General features: G+C 68.0%; 17 protein-coding genes. 5 read left to right on the forward strand and 12 right to left on the reverse strand.

Translation table 11 applies throughout. The features are described from left to right. Positions 1–13: 13 nt before the first annotated feature. The gene (locus tag VPA02S_RS16380; RefSeq protein ID WP_062364801.1) at positions 14–475 is read right to left on the reverse strand and encodes a hypothetical protein; all 462 of its coding nucleotides are present in this window, start codon (positions 473–475) and stop codon (positions 14–16) included. A gap of 132 nt (positions 476–607) precedes the next feature. On the opposite strand from VPA02S_RS16380, the gene VPA02S_RS16385 reads away from it, so the two are divergent. Then, the gene (locus tag VPA02S_RS16385; protein ID WP_062364802.1) at positions 608–1,153 is read left to right on the forward strand and encodes a DUF4256 domain-containing protein; all 546 of its coding nucleotides are present in this window, start codon (positions 608–610) and stop codon (positions 1,151–1,153) included. Between the two features lie 6 nt (positions 1,154–1,159). Here VPA02S_RS16385 and VPA02S_RS16390 read toward each other — a convergent pair whose 3' ends face one another. Then, on the reverse strand, positions 1,160–2,956 hold the full coding sequence (locus tag VPA02S_RS16390; RefSeq protein WP_062365378.1) for a tannase/feruloyl esterase family alpha/beta hydrolase: 1,797 nt from the start codon (positions 2,954–2,956) through the stop codon (positions 1,160–1,162). A 112-nt stretch (positions 2,957–3,068) separates the two neighbouring features. Beyond that, positions 3,069–3,761 carry a Crp/Fnr family transcriptional regulator gene (locus VPA02S_RS16395; protein WP_081247562.1) on the reverse strand — a complete coding sequence of 231 codons (693 nt, stop codon included), beginning with the start codon at positions 3,759–3,761 and terminating at the stop codon, positions 3,069–3,071. Positions 3,762–3,934: 173 nt separating this feature from the next. Between VPA02S_RS16395 and VPA02S_RS16400 the strand changes: the two genes are divergently transcribed. Then, on the forward strand, positions 3,935–6,115 hold the full coding sequence (locus tag VPA02S_RS16400) for a xanthine dehydrogenase family protein molybdopterin-binding subunit (RefSeq protein WP_062364803.1): 2,181 nt from the start codon (positions 3,935–3,937) through the stop codon (positions 6,113–6,115). Between the two features lie 10 nt (positions 6,116–6,125). Continuing rightward, positions 6,126–6,584, forward strand: a complete 459-nt coding sequence (locus VPA02S_RS16405; protein ID WP_062364804.1) for a (2Fe-2S)-binding protein — start codon at positions 6,126–6,128, stop codon at positions 6,582–6,584. Here the strand turns inward: VPA02S_RS16405 and VPA02S_RS16410 are convergent. From VPA02S_RS16410 to VPA02S_RS16445, 8 genes are all read right to left on the reverse strand, one after another. After that, positions 6,581–6,997, reverse strand: a complete 417-nt coding sequence (locus tag VPA02S_RS16410) for a type II toxin-antitoxin system RelE/ParE family toxin (RefSeq protein WP_062364805.1) — start codon at positions 6,995–6,997, stop codon at positions 6,581–6,583. The two genes, VPA02S_RS16405 and VPA02S_RS16410, sit on opposite strands and share 4 nt — an antisense overlap. A gap of 1 nt (position 6,998) precedes the next feature. Further along, positions 6,999–7,310: a type II toxin-antitoxin system Phd/YefM family antitoxin gene (locus VPA02S_RS16415; RefSeq protein WP_018907149.1), complete on the reverse strand. Its 312-nt coding sequence runs from the start codon at positions 7,308–7,310 to the stop codon at positions 6,999–7,001. Positions 7,311–7,483: 173 nt separating this feature from the next. Continuing rightward, positions 7,484–8,077, reverse strand: a complete 594-nt coding sequence (locus tag VPA02S_RS16420) for an ATPase (RefSeq protein WP_259347612.1) — start codon at positions 8,075–8,077, stop codon at positions 7,484–7,486. 7 nt (positions 8,078–8,084) lie between these two features. Continuing rightward, positions 8,085–8,441 (reverse strand): TA system antitoxin ParD family protein, encoded by a 357-nt coding sequence (locus tag VPA02S_RS16425; protein WP_018907151.1) that lies wholly within the window; start codon positions 8,439–8,441, stop codon positions 8,085–8,087. A 114-nt stretch (positions 8,442–8,555) separates the two neighbouring features. Beyond that, on the reverse strand, positions 8,556–10,766 hold the full coding sequence (paoC, locus tag VPA02S_RS16430; RefSeq protein WP_062364806.1) for an aldehyde oxidoreductase molybdenum-binding subunit PaoC: 2,211 nt from the start codon (positions 10,764–10,766) through the stop codon (positions 8,556–8,558). A 5-nt stretch (positions 10,767–10,771) separates the two neighbouring features. Next, positions 10,772–11,722 (reverse strand): FAD binding domain-containing protein, encoded by a 951-nt coding sequence (locus tag VPA02S_RS16435; protein ID WP_018907153.1) that lies wholly within the window; start codon positions 11,720–11,722, stop codon positions 10,772–10,774. Next, positions 11,719–12,366, reverse strand: a complete 648-nt coding sequence (paoA, locus tag VPA02S_RS16440; RefSeq protein WP_018907154.1) for an aldehyde dehydrogenase iron-sulfur subunit PaoA — start codon at positions 12,364–12,366, stop codon at positions 11,719–11,721. Before paoA ends, VPA02S_RS16435 begins: the two co-directional genes overlap by 4 nt. A gap of 230 nt (positions 12,367–12,596) precedes the next feature. Continuing rightward, complete coding sequence (locus VPA02S_RS16445) at positions 12,597–13,559, reverse strand: AraC family transcriptional regulator (protein ID WP_018907155.1); 963 nt, start codon at positions 13,557–13,559, stop codon at positions 12,597–12,599. Between the two features lie 349 nt (positions 13,560–13,908). On the opposite strand from VPA02S_RS16445, the gene VPA02S_RS16450 reads away from it, so the two are divergent. Next, positions 13,909–14,196 carry a CopG family ribbon-helix-helix protein gene (locus tag VPA02S_RS16450; protein ID WP_018907156.1) on the forward strand — a complete coding sequence of 96 codons (288 nt, stop codon included), beginning with the start codon at positions 13,909–13,911 and terminating at the stop codon, positions 14,194–14,196. Then, positions 14,184–14,522: a type II toxin-antitoxin system RelE/ParE family toxin gene (locus VPA02S_RS16455; RefSeq protein ID WP_038108164.1), complete on the forward strand. Its 339-nt coding sequence runs from the start codon at positions 14,184–14,186 to the stop codon at positions 14,520–14,522. Before VPA02S_RS16450 ends, VPA02S_RS16455 begins: the two co-directional genes overlap by 13 nt. A gap of 364 nt (positions 14,523–14,886) precedes the next feature. Here the strand turns inward: VPA02S_RS16455 and VPA02S_RS16460 are convergent, their stop codons facing one another. Beyond that, the gene (locus VPA02S_RS16460; protein ID WP_062364807.1) at positions 14,887–15,876 is read right to left on the reverse strand and encodes a Bug family tripartite tricarboxylate transporter substrate binding protein; all 990 of its coding nucleotides are present in this window, start codon (positions 15,874–15,876) and stop codon (positions 14,887–14,889) included. Positions 15,877–15,890: the final 14 nt, after the last annotated feature.

Below are 15,890 nucleotides of genomic sequence, written 5' to 3' on the forward strand. Positions count from 1 at the left end.
CGCAGGTGCCCCGCTACCGTCGATACATGTAGACCTGCCCCTCGACGCCGTGCCCGAGGTGCGTTGCGCCGGACGAGACCGGGTCGAGCCTGCAGCACGCCTCGACCGAATCTGCATGCGATTGCGGCACCACGATCATGACTTCGCGCAGGCCCGAATCGAGGGCGTAGTCGACCAGGACATCGGCGACCTGCGTCAGCAGCTCCACGGAAGCGTGCGCCTCGCTCAGCGTCACGCAGACATGCCCGATGCCCGCCACGGCCTCGGAACGCGGCTCGAGGATCGCATTGGCCATGCCGATGCGCTCGCCGTTGTCGGAGAGGACGTCGAAGAAGACCACGGGCGCGCCCGTGGCGACGTAGGTCTTCTGCGAGCGGGCGGCAATCTGGAACCCCTCGCCCACCATCCTGGCCGGAAGATCGATCTCTTTCCCCGGTGCCGGAGTGCGGAGCAACGAACGGGCTGGACTGGTCATGGCGAGACCTCCATCGCAAGCGATTTCCTGCGCGGGGCAAAAGCTTAATCCCGCGGGCCGCGCATGTCATCTGGCAAACTGTCACGCGCAAGGCAGACCTGCAACCAACCCCAACGCACTCATTCAAGAACCATGAAGGCGCAAGAACGGGAAGCGCTGCTCCAGGCCCTGAAGACCCGCTTCGAGAAGAACATGCACCGGCACAAGGCCATCGCCTGGGCCGACGTGCAAGCCAGGCTCGAGGCCCATCCCGGCGCGCTGAAGTCGCTGCGCGAGATGGAGGCCACGGGCGGGGAACCCGACCTCATCGGCCAGGACAGGAAGACCGGCCGCCTCAGCTTCTGCGATTGTTCCGTGGAGACCCCCGGCGGCCGCCGCAGCCTCTGCTACGACCGCGAAGCGCTCGACGCCCGCAAGGAACACAAGCCAAAGAGCGGCGCGGTCGAGATGGCCGCCGCGATGGGCATCGAGCTTCTCACCGAAGAACAGTACCGGGACCTGCAGGCGCTCGGCGAGTTCGACCTCAAGACCTCGAGCTGGATCCAGGCACCGCCGGAGATCCGGGCGCTCGGCGGCGCCCTCTTCGGCGACCGGCGCTATGGCCGGGTGTTCGTCTATCACAACGGCGCGCAGTCGTACTACGCGGCCAGGGGCTTTCGCGGGTTGCTTCGCGTGTAGGCCCGCCTACTTGCAGGCGAAGCTGGCAGCCGATTCGAGATCGCCGCCCACGTAGGTCGCCACCTTCGGGTACGGGCACAGGGGCCGCGTGCGGGTGGCCGACCAGCCGGCGGGCAGTTCCGTGTTGACCACGTTGGCCCCCGCACCGCGCGCGGCGGCGACCACGGCATCCGGCGCCTTGCCCTTCTCCACCCAGGCCACCAGCGGCGTCAGCATGTCGAACTGGTCCGTGGCCGGGCCTCGCCCGCAGTGGTTCATGCCGGGCACCGGGAAGAAGCGCGCAAAGCCGGAGGCATCGCCGCCATTGGCCGCGCGCAGTTCGTCGTACCAGCGCGTCGTGTCGTCCGACGAGAACACCGCGTCGCTGGTGCCGTGGTAGACCATGAGCTTGCTGCCGCGGTCGCGCAGCACCGCGAGGTTGCCCGGGTTCGGCGGCGTCATGAAGGACATGGCCGACTCGGTGTAGAGCGCCGTGGTCGCGAAGATGCCCGGCGCATCGGCGTCCATGCTGAAGCCCAGCGCAAAGTCGATGCCCGAGGGGCGGCTCGTGCCCAGCGGCGGCGAGCTGAACACGAAGCCGACCGCGGCCGTGTCCAGGTTCTGCGAGTTGGAGAACTTCCATTGCCGCCAATCGGCGCCGTTGATGCCCGCGTCATACGGAAAGCCGTTGTAGAGCGCGGCGCCCGCGGTGTTGCGCGCACCGCCGAAGACGTTGTCGAGCACGGTCTTCTGCGCCGCCGTGAGGCAGCTGCCGTCGCGCGCGCCGCTGCAGGTGGGCACGTCGGTGGCCAGCTTGAAGGCCGTCTTGCAGGCCTGCACGTTCGCGACGATGCCATCGGTTGCGCCGTCGAGCGCGTCGCACTTGGCCCGCACGGCGCCGGCGACCGTGTCCATCTCCGCCTGCGTGAAGGCCGTCTGCAGGTCCGGCTTGCCGGCCGGCGTGTTGGCGGTCGTCACCTGCACGTACTGCTGCACGCCGTAGAGCTGCGCGACCGCGGCCTTCGGCAGGTTGAAGCCGGGATTGCCGGCCAGGATGCCGTCGTAATCGTTGGCGGAGCGCGCGGCCGCCACCATCGCATGGCGGCCGCCGTTCGAGCAGCCGCCGAAGTAGGAGCGGTCGGCCGCGCGGCCATAGGCCTTGGCGATCAGGTTCTTGGCCATCGGCGTGAGCTGCGCGACGGCGTTGTAGCCGTAGTCCAGGCGCGCCTGCGGATCGATGCCGAAGACCGGGTTCTGCGCGCCCGAGTGGCCCGCATCGGAGCTGATCACGGCAAAGCCCATGTGCAGCGCCGTGGTCGTGGGCGACCCGCCCCCGACGCCGCCCGTGGCCGGCACCACGCTTCCGTCGAGCCCGCCGTTGGCCTGGTAGAAGAAGCGCCCGTTCCAGTCGACCGGCAGGCGCATCTCGAAGCCGATCGCATAGGTGCGGCCGTCGACGCTGCTGCTGCGCTCGTTCATCTTTCCCTGCACCAGGCAGTGCGCCGGCGTGGGTGTGCCCACGCCCGCCACCGTGAGGGTGCCGGCCGCCACGGAAGTGATGCTGGTGTAGGCCGTGCCATTGAAGGCGGCCTTGCTCGCGAGGTCGCTGCACGACTGCAGCGTGCCGGGCCTCGCCTCCCGCGAGGCCGCGGGCGGCGGTGCGGGTGGCGCAGGCGGCGGTGCCGCCGGCGCGGCCGGAACGATCGGCAGGAATGCAAAGCCGCCGCTCCCGCCGCCGCCACCTCCGCCGCAGGCCGCGAGCAATGCGGCCGCACCCACCGCGGCCCATGCCGACCGCCAGGACGATGACACGATGTGATCCATGCTGGTCTCCTCGGCCGGCGGCACCGTCGGCCACAAAGGTTATTGAAGATAACCAATGTAGTTTTGATCCATAACCAAAAAACGAGGATAAACCCGGATACCGCCGGCTGCGCTAGGAGCTCCCTTCACCAAGGTAGTTGCGCAGGCCTTCAAGATCGATCACCTCCACGCCGCCGTGCTCCACCCGCAGCAGGCCTGCGCGCTCGAGCGCATGCAGCGCCCGGTTGGCGCGCTGGCGCGAGACCGCGGACAGGAGGCCGATCTCGTCCTGGGTCAGGCGTACGAAGCTGCTCGCCTGCGGATAGAGGATCGGGTCGAACAGGCTGGCCAGGCAGCGTGCAATGCGCGCGTCGGGGCCCAGCAGGCGGTCGAACTCCATGAGTCCGATGAACAGGCTCAGGCGCGCATTGATGTGCGACAGCAGGAACCGGTCGAACTCGAGGTTCGTCGACACCAGGCGTTCGAAGGTATGGCGCGGCACGCAGGCCACGCGCGTCGGACGCATGGCCACGCCGTCGTAGCGCCAGGGGCCGGGTTTCAGCAGCGAGCCTTCGCCGGCCCAGCCGCCGGAGGTCACGCCGGTGAATGTGGAGACGCGGCCATCGGCCAGCGAGAGCGACATCTTCACCAGGCCCTCGATGACGCCGAGCCAGAGGTCCGCGGGCTCGCCGCGGCGCATCACGAAACCGCCGGCCGGCACCTCGCGCTCGTACGACTCGCGCACCACGCGGTCGAGTTCCTCGGCCGCCAGGGTCTGCGCCCACAAGCTCTCGCGGAGCATGGTCTCCATGGCCTTCGACGACATACGTGCTTGCCTCGCTCGCCTGTTGCTTGCTCGCTCCTCCGTGCACACCGGGGCCTGCGTGGGAAGGCGGGCGAACACATCCGTAAGTAATGTCTTTGAAAAGACATTTTTGTCGCGGCGATCATGACATATTGACTCCCGTTCGCCACACAACCATAAGACTGGAGACAAGGATGGAACATCCCGAATCCGGCGCGGGCCCCACGCCTGCGCCCTCTCATGACGAACCGCCCGGCATGCGCCGGCGCGACCTGCTGGGATATGCGGCCTCCGCGCCGCTGATCTCGGCCGCCGCGGGGCTCGGCGGCCTCGCGGCCCCTTCGTCGGCCCGGGCCGCGATACTGCCGATGACCCCGCCCGACACGACCGACCTGGTCGACATCGGCGATGCGGTGACGGTGACGGCGCTGCCGACCATGCCGCTGGTCAAGGTGAGCAAGCTTGCGAACGGCCGCGTCCGGCTGGAGCTGCCGCGCTTCGAGTCGGGCCAGGGCATCGCCACCGCCGCCGCGATGATGCTGGCCGACAAGCTGGGCCTGCCGCTGAACGCGATCGAGGTGGGCTCCGCCGACGCCAGCCCGGAGCTGATGTACAACCAGCTCACCGGAGGCTCCTCGAGCGTGCGCTCGCTGCATGCGGGCATGCCGCTGATCGGCGGGCTGGCCGCGGGCTCCGCCAGCGCGGTGGTCGGCCAGCGCGTGACGCGGCTGGACGCGCTGGACATCGTGACCGGACGCAAGAAGTTCACGCTCGACCAGGCCGTGCCCGACGCGAAGCCGACCATGGTGTGCCGGCCGCCCACCATCAACGGCCAGTTCGTGCGCATCAACAACACGACCGCGGTGATGGGCATGCCCGGCGTGCTGGGCATCGCGCCGATTCCCGCCACCAACGGCATCGTGCCCACGCCGCCCGGCGTGGCGGTGATGGCCGAGACCTTCGGGCAGGCCTGGGCCGCGGTGAACGCGCTCGACGTCACCTGGACCGCGGGCCCGGTCGCCGGCGAGTCCAACGCCAGCATCCAGCAGAAGCTCAAATCCGCGCTGCTGCCCTTCCTGCTGCCGCCGCTGGGCGCGTTGACGGTCGAGGGCGAGTTCGAGTTCGCGGCGGTCTCGCACTGCCCGATGGAAACAGAATGCGCCATTGCCGACGTGCGCGCCGACCGCGCCGAGATCTGGTCCGGCCTGCAGAGCCCGATCGTCACGCAGCAGGCGGTGGCCGCCGACCTGGGCCTGCCGCTGGACAAGGTCAAGGTGCATGCGGTGCCCTCCGGCGGCTCCTTCGGGCGGCGGCTGTTCTGGGACGCGACGCTGCAAGCAGTACAGATCTCCAAGGCGCTGGGCCGGCCCTGCCGCCTGATGTACCACCGCACCGACGACATGCGCCACGGCCGCGTGCGGCCGCCCATGTTCCATCGGGCGCGCGCCACGATGCTGCTGGGCCAGGTCATCTCCTTCGAGCAGCGCATCGCGGGCGTGCGGCTCGATACGCGCCACGGTTTCGGCGAGATGCTGGGCGCCGCGGCCATCGCGCTGCCCAACGGATTTCCGCAGACGGTGGGCAACTTCGCCATCGAGCAGGTCATGTTCAAGACCATGGTCAGCTCGCCGTACAACTTCGGCGTCACCACCAAGCTGCTGACGCCGGTCGCGATGGACATCAACACCTGCTCCTACCGCTCGGTGCACATCCAGCCCTCGCGCATGGTGGAGGAGATCCTGGTCGACGAGATGGCCAGGGCGCTGCACAAGGACCCCGTCGCCTTCCGCCTCGAATACCTGCGCCTGCCGCGCGCACGCGCGGTGCTCAAGGCCGTGGCCGAGGCGGCGCAATGGGGCAAGGCCATGCCGGCGGGCTTCGCACAGGGCGTGGGCGTGCACCAGGAGTCGAAGTCCTTCACCGCCTGCATCGTCGAGCTCGACGCGCGCGTGCCCACCGACCTCAAGGTGACCCGCGCCACCATCGCGATCGACGTCGGCACCCCCATCAACCCCTCGGGCATCGAGGCGCAGATGCAGGGCGGCCTGTGCGAGTCGATCTCCATCGTGCTGACGGCCGGCCTGCACATCCAGAACGGCCTGCCGCTGGAAGGCAGCTACTCGCAGTACCACTTCGCGCGCATGAAGAACTACCCGAAGGACGTGAAGGTCATCATCATGCCCCCCACGAGCGGCGAGGCGATCGGCGGCCTGGGCGAGGTGGGCCTGTCGGCCAGCTCGGGCGCGATCGCCAACGCCTATGCGCGCGCCACCGGCAAGAAGCCGCGGAGTTTTCCGCTGAACTTCCCCGTCGATTTCACCCCCATCCCCCCGGGCAAGCTGCCCACGCCGGTCGTCGTGCCGGTACCCCACTGAGGAGCCCGCCATGCCTGTGCAATCTTTCAAGGTGAACGGCGGCAACGTCGACGTCGAGGCGCCTGACGACATGGCCCTGCTCTGGGTGCTGCGCGACAAGCTCGGCATCACCGGCCCGAAGTACGGCTGCGGCATCAACGTGTGCAAGGCCTGCACCTGCCACGTGGACGGCAAGGCGGTCACCACCTGCTCCACGCGGGTCGCCGACGTGCGCGGCCGGCAGGTCACGACCATCGAGGGCCTGGCCAACGGCAACACGCTGCATCCGGTGCAGCAGGCCTGGATGAACCTCGACGTGCCGCAATGCGGCTTCTGCCAGCCAGGCCAGATCATGGCGGCGGTCGACCTGCTGCGGCGCACCCGCAACCCCACCGACGCGGACATCGACGCGATCGAGAACGTGTGCCGCTGCGGCACCTATGGGCGCGTGCGCGAAGCGATCAAGGCGGCTGCGGCGATGATGGGTTAGCGGGTTGGCCAATCGAAGCCGAGCTGCCTGTGGTGCTTGATCGCCAACAACTGAACAATGCCCGCATCACCTGGATCGCCATCGGACACAAGGTACAGGACCAGGTATTCATCCATCACGTATTCGCGCAGCTCGGCATTGGGGCCCAAAGCGGACAGCTGCAAGCCAATGCGCTCGAGAAGCCGCTTCGCCTCGACGGATTCGACGGCCCGTTTCAGAAAATGCCGACCCATGCGAGGGTGCCGCTGCAGGTTCGGAACAACGACATCGGTCAGCGCATCGAGCAGGCGCTCATAGCCTTGTGCAAAGTCGTTGTCGAGCCAGAATGCTTCGATGCTTTCGAGGTTCGATGCAAAGTTGCGCGCGTACTGCACGCGCGCCAGTGCCGCCCCTTCTTCTTCGCGGCCAGCCATTTCAGCCGGCAGTGCCGCCGGAACGCGCCTTGCGCTTCAGTTTCAGCTCCGCCAGGCCTTCCAGCGCATCGACCGTGCGGCCGGCCTGCACATCCGCCAACCCCCGTTCGACCTCGTCGAGCAGCAGCAGGTGGATGCGTGCACGCTCCAGCCGGTGGTAGTGGTCAAGCCGTTTGGCATCGATCACGGCCACAGCCGGTTCGCCGTTCTTCGTGATGATTTTTTCCGCGCCGTTCTGCACTTCGAGTACGAGGTCCGAAAGGTGGGTGCGCGCTGTTGAAAACGGAACAATGTCGCGAACGGAAATAGACATGCGAATCTCCGAGAGCCGAGAAGTGCTCAATATTTTGCTCATTCTAGAGCGTTCCCAGCCCTTGCAGCTCAAGCAAGATCGGTGTGTCGTCTTCTCAGGCGCACCGGGTAGCTCAATCTGTTGAATATCGGCCATACCGCGCCGGTCGATGCAAGGTCGACGAGCGGCGCACGTCAATGAAGCCCGAGTTCTCGGCCGTAAAGCGCCCCGGCCCAGGCCGGCAGGTCCGCAGAGACCTCGATCACACGGCCTTCCCTGAAGGCAATGACGCGCTGCGCAGGCGCATTCAGCCCGGAGTTGTCGTAGACGAAGCCGTGATCGGCCTGCAGCACGGCGTCGCGGATCAGCGGCTGGTTGCGCTCGAAGCGCTCGCGGATCTTGTCTTCGGGCACGTCGTGCCCGCCTTCGTCCACCCGCTGCGCAACCCGGCTCACCGAAAGCTCCGGCCGGCGGACGTTGATGTGATAGACCACGACCCGGAATCCCGCGGCTTTGGCATCGCGGAGCAGATCGAGTTTCGACGCATGGGAAAACGTGGACTCGGAGATGAAGCCGATGCGCCGTTCGAGCGCCTGCCGGCGCCGGCTTTCCGCGATCTCGGCCGCCCGGTAGGCGGCGGCCATCGACGGATCGCCGAGTTCCTCGCGCTGGATCATGTCGGCATTGATGAACAGAGCCTTGATCCGCGGGCGCAGGACGAGTTCGTAGAAAGTGGACTTGCCGGCACCATTCGGTCCGGCAAGCATGATCATCGTCGGACGACTCACACGGCGTTCAACGCTTCACCGCGGCAGAGCCGAACACCAATCGATCCTTGTCGTCGAGGCCGACACCCACGCCCCGGCGCCGGCGGTCGCGCCAGAAGTCCTCTTCCACGACGGTGGCGGGTGCATCGGCCAGGCCCTGGATGAAATCATCCTGCTCGGCTTCAGCGAGCGAGTCGAGCGACATCGGCTCGAGGCCGCGCAAGGCCATTTCAACGCGGGAATAACCGACCTGCGGGTCGCGTTCCATGGCACGGCCGATGCGAAGCCAGTGTTCGGCCTGTCCCGAAATCGACCGGCTGTTCAGTCGCGCCGCATCCCGCAGCGCTTTCATTTCAATTTCCGAGATCTTCACTGCCTGGCTCATGCGAGACTCCTTGAGGTTCCATTTTGCAACCTTCAGGCGCATTCTGCAACTCACCAGGTGCCCCGGTGCCGATCAGGGGCATCGGAAAGCCCTCATGTCTCCAGCTGCCCCGCCTCACACCACCGGCGGCAACCGATCCAGCAGCTTGTCGAGCGTGATCGGATAGTTGCGCACCCGGACGCCCGTCGCGTTGTAGACCGCGTTGGCCACCGCGGCCGCGACGCCGCATATGCCCAGTTCCCCGACGCCCTTAGCCTTCATCGGCGAGGAGATCGGGTCGGTCTCGTCGAGGAAGATCACCTCCTGGTGGGGAATGTCGGCATGCACCGGCACCTCGTAGCCCGCGAGGTCGTGGTTGACGAAGAAACCATGCCGCTTGTCGAGCGCCAGCTCTTCCATCAGCGCCCCGCCGACGCCCATCGTCATGGCACCGATCACCTGGCTGCGCGCCGACTTGGGGTTCAGGATGCGCCCCGCCGCGCACACCGCGAGCATGCGCCGCACGCGGATCTCGCCGGTGGCCGCGTCGACGCCCACCTCCACGAAATGCGCGCCGAAGGTGGACTGCTGGTACTTCTTGTCGAGGTCGCCGTACTCGATGCCGTCCTCGGCCATCAAACCTTCGGCGCCCGCCGCTTCGGCCAGCGGCAACGCACGCTCGCCGGCGCGCACCATGCCGTCGGCAAATTCCACGTCAACCGCGCCGAAGCCCAGCTTGCTCGCGACGGCCTCGCGCAGCTTCATGCAGGCTGCATAGACGCCCGAAGTCGAGTTGTTGGCGCCCCACTGCCCGCCCGAGCCGGACGACACGGGATAGGCCGAATCGCCCAGGCGCACGAGCACCCGGTCCAGCGGCACGCCCATGGTCTCGGCGGCGGTCTGCGCAATGATGGTGTACGTGCCGGTGCCGATGTCGGTCATGTCGGTTTCCACCGTGACCATGCCCCGGTTGTCCAGCCGCACGCGCGCGGCCGACTTCATCAGGAGGTTGTTGCGGAACGCCGCGGCCATCCCCATTCCCACGAGCCAGCGACCGTCGCGCTGCTGTCCCGGCGTGGCATTGCGCCGGCTCCAGCCGAAGCGCTCGGCGCCCGTGCGCAGGCATTCGATCAGCCTGCGCTGCGAAAACGGACGCTGCGGCTTCTCCGGATCGACCTGCGTGTCGTTGCGCACGCGGAATTCGACCGGGTCGATCGCGAGCTTCTCCGCCATCTCGTCCATCGCGATTTCCAGCGCCATCATGCCCGGCGCCTCGCCGGGCGCGCGCATGGCGTTGCCCTCGGGCAGGTCCAGCACGGCCAGCCGCGTGGTCGTCAGGCGGTTGGCACCGGCATACAGCAGCCGGCTCTGGTTGACCGCGGTTTCCGGCTGTCCGCCCGGCAGGTCGCCGGACCAGCCTTCGTGCGCGATGGCGGCGATCTTGCCGTCTCTCTCGGCGCCGATGCGGATGCGCTGGATGGTGGCGGGCCGGTGGGTGGTGTTGTTCATCATCAAGGGCCGCTGCAAGGCCACCTTCACGGGCCGCTTGGCCGCCCGGGCGCCCAGCGCGGCCAGCAGTGCATCGGCGCGCACGAACAGCTTGCCGCCAAAGCCGCCGCCGATGAAGGGCGAAACGAGGCGCACATTCGCCTTCGGGATGCCGAGCGTCTTGGCGACGTCGCCGACGCCCCAGGCAATCATCTGGTTCGAGGTCCAGATGGTGAGCTTGTCGCCCTGCCACTGTGCCATGGAGGCGTGCGGCTCCATCATCGCGTGCGACTCGTCGGGCGTGGTGTAGGTGGCATCGAGCTGCACGGGGGCCGCGGCGAACGCGCCCGCGAAGTCGCCCGCCTTTGTCAGCGGCTCGCCGGAAAACGGATCGGCCTTGGGCATCTGCGCCGCATCCTTTTCGGCGGCCAGGTCGAAGCGGCCCGGCGCACGCGTGTAGGCGATGCGCACCAGCTGCGCCGCGGCGCGCGCCTGCTCGAAGGTGTTGGCCACGACCAGTGCGACCGCCTGGTGGTAGTGGTCGATCTCGGGGCCGCCCAGGAGCTTGGCCGTGTTGAAGTCGCCCTTGCCGAGCTTGCCGGCATTGCGCGCCGTGACGATGGCCAGCACGCCCGGTGCGGCGCGCGCGGCGTCCAGGTCCATCGAGGCGATGCGGCCTTTCGCGATGCCGGCGCCCACCACCCAGCCGTAGGCGGCGTTGGGTACTTCGGTGTGGCGTTCGTAGGCGTAGCGCGCGGTGCCGGTGGTCTTCATCGGGCCGTCGATGCGGTCCGTCGGCTTGCCGATGATCTTGAGCTGGTCGATCGGATTGGTCGTGGCGGGCGTGTCGAATTTCATGCTGCTCAGCTCCTTGCTTGCGCCAGTGCCGCGGCCAGCGCGCGCTCGGCCAACGGCAACTTGAATGCGTTCTCGTGCGTAGTCTGCGCGCCGGCCAGCAGTCGCGCGGCCACCGCCTTGGCGCCCTGCGGCATCGCGGCCTCCGCGGCCTCCACGCGCCACGGCTTGTGCGCCACCCCGCCCAGCGCCACGCGCCCCGAGCCGTCGCGCTGCACGACCGCTGCCACCGACACCAGCGCGAAGGCGTAGGAGGCGCGGTCGCGCACCTTGCGGTAGATCTGCGTGCCGCCGATCGGCTTGGGGAGCGTCACGCCGGTGATCAGCTCGTCCCGCTCCAACGCCGTCTCGATGTGCGGCGTGTTGCCAGGCAGGCGGTGAAAGTCGGCGATCGGGATCACGCGCGTGCGGCCGTCGGGGCGCACCGTCTCCACCGCCGCGTCGAGCACGCGCATCGCCACGGCCATGTCGCTTGGATTCGTCGCGATGCAGGCCGTGCTCGTACCGACCACCGCATGCTGTCGCGTGATGCCGCCGATGGCACTGCAGCCGCTGCCCGGCTGGCGCTTGTTGCAGGGCTGGTCGGTGTCGTAGAAGTAGGGGCAGCGCGTGCGCTGCAGCAGGTTGCCCGCCGTCGTGGCCTTGTTGCGCAACTGGCCGGAGGCGCCGGCCAGCAGTGCGCGCGACAGCACGCCGTAGTCGCGGCGCACGCGCTCGTCGGCGGCCAGGTCGGTGTTGCGCACCAGCGCGCCGATGCGCAGGCCGCCCTCGGGTGTCGGCTCGATCTTGTCCAGCGCCAGGCCGTTCACGTCGACCAGGTGCGTGGGCGCCTCGATCTGCAGCTTCATCAGGTCCAGCAGGTTGGTGCCGCCCGCAATGAACTTGGCGCCTGGGTGGCGCGCGACCGCCGCCGCGGCCTGCGCGGGCGACTGCGCTTTCTCGTAGGTGAATGGCTTCATGTGCGGCTCCCGGCCACCTCGGTGATGGCATCGACGATGTTGGAGTAGGCGCCGCAGCGGCAGATGTTGCCGCTCATGCGCTCGCGCAATTCCTCGGCCGACAGCAGCGGACGCGCGGTGAGATCGGCGCTCACGTGGCTCGGCACGCCGCGCTTGATCTCGTCGAGCACGGCCACCGCCGAGCAGATCTGCCCGGGCGTGCAGTAGCCGCACTGGTAGCCGTCGTGCTTGACGAAGGCGGCCTGCAGCGGGTGCATGTTCTGCGGCGTGCCCAGGCCCTCGATGGTGGTGACCTGCGCGCCGTCATGCATGACCGCGAGCGTCAGGCAGGAATTGATGCGCCGGCCATCGAGGATGACCGTGCAGGCGCCGCACTGGCCATGGTCGCAGCCCTTCTTGGTGCCGGCCAGGTGCAGGTGCTCGCGCAGTGCATCGAGCAAGGTGGTGCGCGTGTCGAGATCGAGCGCGTGGACCTGCCCGTTGACGTTCAGCGAGAGCTTCGCGCGGGGTCCTGGCGTTGCGGCTGCTTTGGGGGCCGCGGCTTCGGCAGGTGCCGAAGAAGAAACCGCCGCGGCAGTGGCGGTGGCGGCGCCGGCAATGAGCGCGTCGCGCCGCGAGATCAAGGGAATCGTGGGACTGTCCATGTCGGCTCCTGTTGTTCGAGGTTCGGGTGCATCGATCGGCCATCGTTTCCCTTTCTGATATCACGCGCCATCGGCGGTCGCAATAGGAGAACGGATGCCATGCACCTGCGAACAGTTTCATCGTGTCTTCGGCTCCTTATTTTTCTGGCGCCGCGCGGGGATTGGTAGGGCATTCCGCTTGTTTTCTTGCCCGATCCGCTGAGCTCGAAAGCTCCTGAGAACGGAAGTTCCTATGCCGGGTTCGCCAGCGCGTGCCTGGGCATATCGGTGCCCCTGGCCGCCCCGCGCAGCACCTCGATGTCCCGCTTGGGCGGCGCACCGAACAGCCGGCTGTACTCGCGGCTGAACTGCGAGGGACTTTCATAGCCGACCCTGAACGCCGCGCCCGCTGCATCGAAGTGTTCGCTCAGCATCAAGCGTTTCGCTTCGTTCAGCCGCAGCCATTTCTGGTACTGCAGCGGGCTCATCGCGGTGAGCTGGCGAAAGTGGTGGTGGAAGGTGGGCGCACTCATCTGCACGCGCGCCGCGAGTTCGTCGATGCGAAGCGGCAAGGCGTAGTTCAGCTTCAGCCAGTCGATGGCCCGCGCGATCCGGTAGCCCTGTCCGTCCACCGAGGCGATCTGCCGCAGCCGGGCGGCCTGGTCGCTCATCAGCAGCCGGTAGTGGATCTCGCGCTGGATCAGCGGGGCAAGAACGGGAATGGCATGCGGCTCGTCCAGCAGTTCGAGCAGGCGCGCGAACGGCCCCAGGATCGCAGGCGTGGCCGCGCCGATGCCCACCCCCACGCCGACCGGGCGATCGCGCGGCGGCGGCAGGCCGCCCTGCGCAATCAGCTCGGCCAGTATGCGCACGTCGAGCTTCAGGACCAGGCCCAGGCAGGGCTGCCCGGGGCTTGCCACTATCACCTCCGAATTGGCGGGCACGTTCAGCGAGGTGACGAGGAACCGCGAGGTGTCGTAGGCATAAGCCTCGCCGCCCACCCACATCTGCTTGGCGCCCTGGGCAACGAGCACGATGCTCGGCTCGATCATGCAGACGGCGGGCGGCGCGGGGCATTCGCGCCTGAAGAAGGCCAGGCCCGCGATCGGTGTTTCGAAGTCGCCCGCGCCCGGCGTGCGCGCGCCGATGACCTGCGCCATCGCGTGCTGTGGCGGCCTGCCCTCGGCGGCCGTGTCGTGGTGTCTGGGGGCCATGCTGCTTGGAGCCTTTGCAAAAGACTCTAACCCGCCGGCCCGTCTCCATCTGCCAAGGCGCGCTGCCGCCATTGGATCGGGCAAGAAATCCAGCGGAGTACGCAATCGACGCCCCGCGCATTCCTTCACGCAGGTCCCGTCGCGCCCGGGCCAGGGACGAACGGGATGAAATACTGAATCGCGCTTGGCGCGGGTTGGGCTGACCGCCGCCCATGTCCCGAATCGCAGCGTATCCGGGCAGGACCGCATGCAGCCTGAGCCATCGCGTTGCAACATATGCACTGCACGTTGTGTGGCCATCGAGGCGCGCCTGTTGGCTGGCCAAGGCATCATTGGTAGAGTATTACCTATGAATACCGCCATCAGCCCGACGCCGGTCAAGCTCGACCCCGAACTCAAAGTGCGCCTGAAGCGCCTGGCCACGGCGCGCCACCGAGCGCCGCATTGGCTGATGCGCGAGGCCATTGCCCAGTACGTCGATCGCGAAGAAAGGCGCCAAGCCCTGCACCAGGACGCGGTGGCCGCATGGGCAGAGTTCGAGGAGACCGGTCTGCACGTCTCGGATAACGAGATGGTTGCCTGGCTGGAAACCTGGGGTACTGACGAAGAGTTGCCAGCGCCTGCATGCCACAAGTGAGGTTCGCGCCGGCGGCACTCCGCGATCTGGAGCGCTTGCGGGAGTTTCTGCGACCGAAGAGCCCGGCAGTTGCCGCGCGTGCGGGGGAAACCATCATCAAGGCAGTCCAGGTCCTGCGCAAACAGCCGATGGTGGGCCGGCCGCTGGAGGATCTGCCGCCTGAATACCGCGAGTGGGTGATCGACTTTGGCGCAAGTGGCTACGTGGCGCTGTACCGCTACGCTGGCGAGGGGGATGTGGTCACGGTGCTGGCCTTGCGCCACCAGCGGGAGGCAGGCTATGAGCCGGGTTCGGGCGGCTCAGGCGAAGGCTTGCCGCCTCCCTGACCTCAAACTTCTTCGGGGCCTCGCCAGACACGCGCCGCCGTCTGGGTCGCCAGCACGTACCGCCGCGGGGCGATGTTCTGCGTTGCGAACGGAACGACCAGCAGCGTGAGGCCTATCCTCGCCGACGCATCGGCACGAGAACGCCGGGTAGCCGGAATCGGCGAGCGCCTGGCGAGGGAGGCGACGGCAGGAGCCGGGCAGAGAAGCAACAGCAGCGCCGTGCAGCACCAAAATCAACCGCACGAGGAAATGCGTGGCGCATTCGCCTTGCTTGCGATCTGTACGGTGTTCAAGAGGTGACTCCTGGCAATCAATCGTCGTGGGTGTCCGGTACGAGGCTACGGCCAAATAGTTCGGGCGAGCGCTAGTCGAGCCGCAGCCTGGCAACCTTGGCCAGCGACTGCCAGGCCGCAAGATCGCGCCGCACGGTGGCCGCGAACTGGTCGGCATCCTTGACGGGCGGGCGCGGCATGTTCTGCGCGGCGAACTTCTGGACGATCTCGTCGGCCGAGAGAATGCGGTTGATCTCCTGGTTCAGGCGCAGCACCACCTCGCGCGGCGTGCCGGCCGGCGCGAAGACGCCGTACCAGCCGTCCGCATCGAAGCGGTAGCCCTGCTCGGTCAGCGTGGGCACGTCGGGCAGTGCCGGCCCGCGCGCGGAGCCGGTGCAGCCCAGTGCCCGCAGCTTGCCGCTGCGGATGTGGGGCACCGGCGACGCGATGTCGACAAAGCCCACGCCGATGCTGTTGCCCAGCAGGTCGCTCAGCAGCGGCGAGACGCCCTTGTAGGGCACGTGCACCAGGTCCATGCCGTACTGCGCCTTGAGGCCCTCCATCACCAGGTGGCCGGTCGATCCGCTGCCCCAGGAGCCATAGGCCAGCTTGCCGGGGTTGGCCTTGGCATGGCGCACCAGGTCCGCCAGCGACGCGAGGCCCGTGGCCGGGTTCGCCACCAGCAGGATGCCCGCGGCGCCGACCTGGGCGACGGGCAGCAGGTCCTTCTGCGCGTCATAGGGCATCTTCGGCTGGATGACCGGGTTGATCGCGATGGCCGAGGACGGCGACAGCAGGATCGTGTAGCCGTCGTGCGGTGCCTTGGCGACCGCATCGTTGCCGATCAGGCCGTTGGCGCCGGGCTTGTTGTCCACCACCACGGGCTGCCCGAGCGCCTGCTGCAGCGGCCCGGCCAGAAGGCGCGCGAAGATGTCCGAGCCCGCACCGGCGGGGCCGGACACGACCATGCGGATGGGCCGTGCCGGCCAGCCGCCGGCTTCGCTGGCGTGCAGCCGCGCTTGCAGCGCGAGCAGGCCCGCGCCGGCCAGCAGGCGGCGGCGGGAAACGAGGGTGTCGATCATGCGGAGGTCTCCTT

The sequence above is a fragment of the Variovorax paradoxus NBRC 15149 genome, from assembly GCF_001591365.1.
Lineage (GTDB): Bacteria > Pseudomonadota > Gammaproteobacteria > Burkholderiales > Burkholderiaceae_C > Variovorax > Variovorax paradoxus.

Bases quoted from the DNA above. Each gene is read 5' to 3' on its own strand.
- VPA02S_RS16450 (WP_018907156.1), top strand. From the start codon at position 13,909: ATGAATACCGCCATCAGCCCGACGCCGGTCAAGCTCGACCCCGAACTC.
- VPA02S_RS16405 (WP_062364804.1), top strand. From the start codon at position 6,126: ATGCCTGTGCAATCTTTCAAGGTGAACGGCGGCAACGTCGACGTCGAG.
- VPA02S_RS16400 (WP_062364803.1), top strand. From the start codon at position 3,935: ATGGAACATCCCGAATCCGGCGCGGGCCCCACGCCTGCGCCCTCTCAT.
- VPA02S_RS16455 (WP_038108164.1), top strand. From the start codon at position 14,184: ATGCCACAAGTGAGGTTCGCGCCGGCGGCACTCCGCGATCTGGAGCGC.
- VPA02S_RS16390 (WP_062365378.1), bottom strand. From the start codon at position 2,956: ATGGATCACATCGTGTCATCGTCCTGGCGGTCGGCATGGGCCGCGGTG.
- VPA02S_RS16395 (WP_081247562.1), bottom strand. From the start codon at position 3,761: ATGTCGTCGAAGGCCATGGAGACCATGCTCCGCGAGAGCTTGTGGGCG.
- paoC (WP_062364806.1), bottom strand. From the start codon at position 10,766: ATGAAATTCGACACGCCCGCCACGACCAATCCGATCGACCAGCTCAAG.
- VPA02S_RS16385 (WP_062364802.1), top strand. From the start codon at position 608: ATGAAGGCGCAAGAACGGGAAGCGCTGCTCCAGGCCCTGAAGACCCGC.
- VPA02S_RS16435 (WP_018907153.1), bottom strand. From the start codon at position 11,722: ATGAAGCCATTCACCTACGAGAAAGCGCAGTCGCCCGCGCAGGCCGCG.
- VPA02S_RS16380 (WP_062364801.1), bottom strand. From the start codon at position 475: ATGACCAGTCCAGCCCGTTCGTTGCTCCGCACTCCGGCACCGGGGAAA.
- VPA02S_RS16445 (WP_018907155.1), bottom strand. From the start codon at position 13,559: ATGGCCCCCAGACACCACGACACGGCCGCCGAGGGCAGGCCGCCACAG.
- VPA02S_RS16415 (WP_018907149.1), bottom strand. From the start codon at position 7,310: ATGTCTATTTCCGTTCGCGACATTGTTCCGTTTTCAACAGCGCGCACC.
- VPA02S_RS16410 (WP_062364805.1), bottom strand. From the start codon at position 6,997: ATGGCTGGCCGCGAAGAAGAAGGGGCGGCACTGGCGCGCGTGCAGTAC.
- VPA02S_RS16425 (WP_018907151.1), bottom strand. From the start codon at position 8,441: ATGAGCCAGGCAGTGAAGATCTCGGAAATTGAAATGAAAGCGCTGCGG.
- VPA02S_RS16460 (WP_062364807.1), bottom strand. From the start codon at position 15,876: ATGATCGACACCCTCGTTTCCCGCCGCCGCCTGCTGGCCGGCGCGGGC.
- paoA (WP_018907154.1), bottom strand. From the start codon at position 12,366: ATGGACAGTCCCACGATTCCCTTGATCTCGCGGCGCGACGCGCTCATT.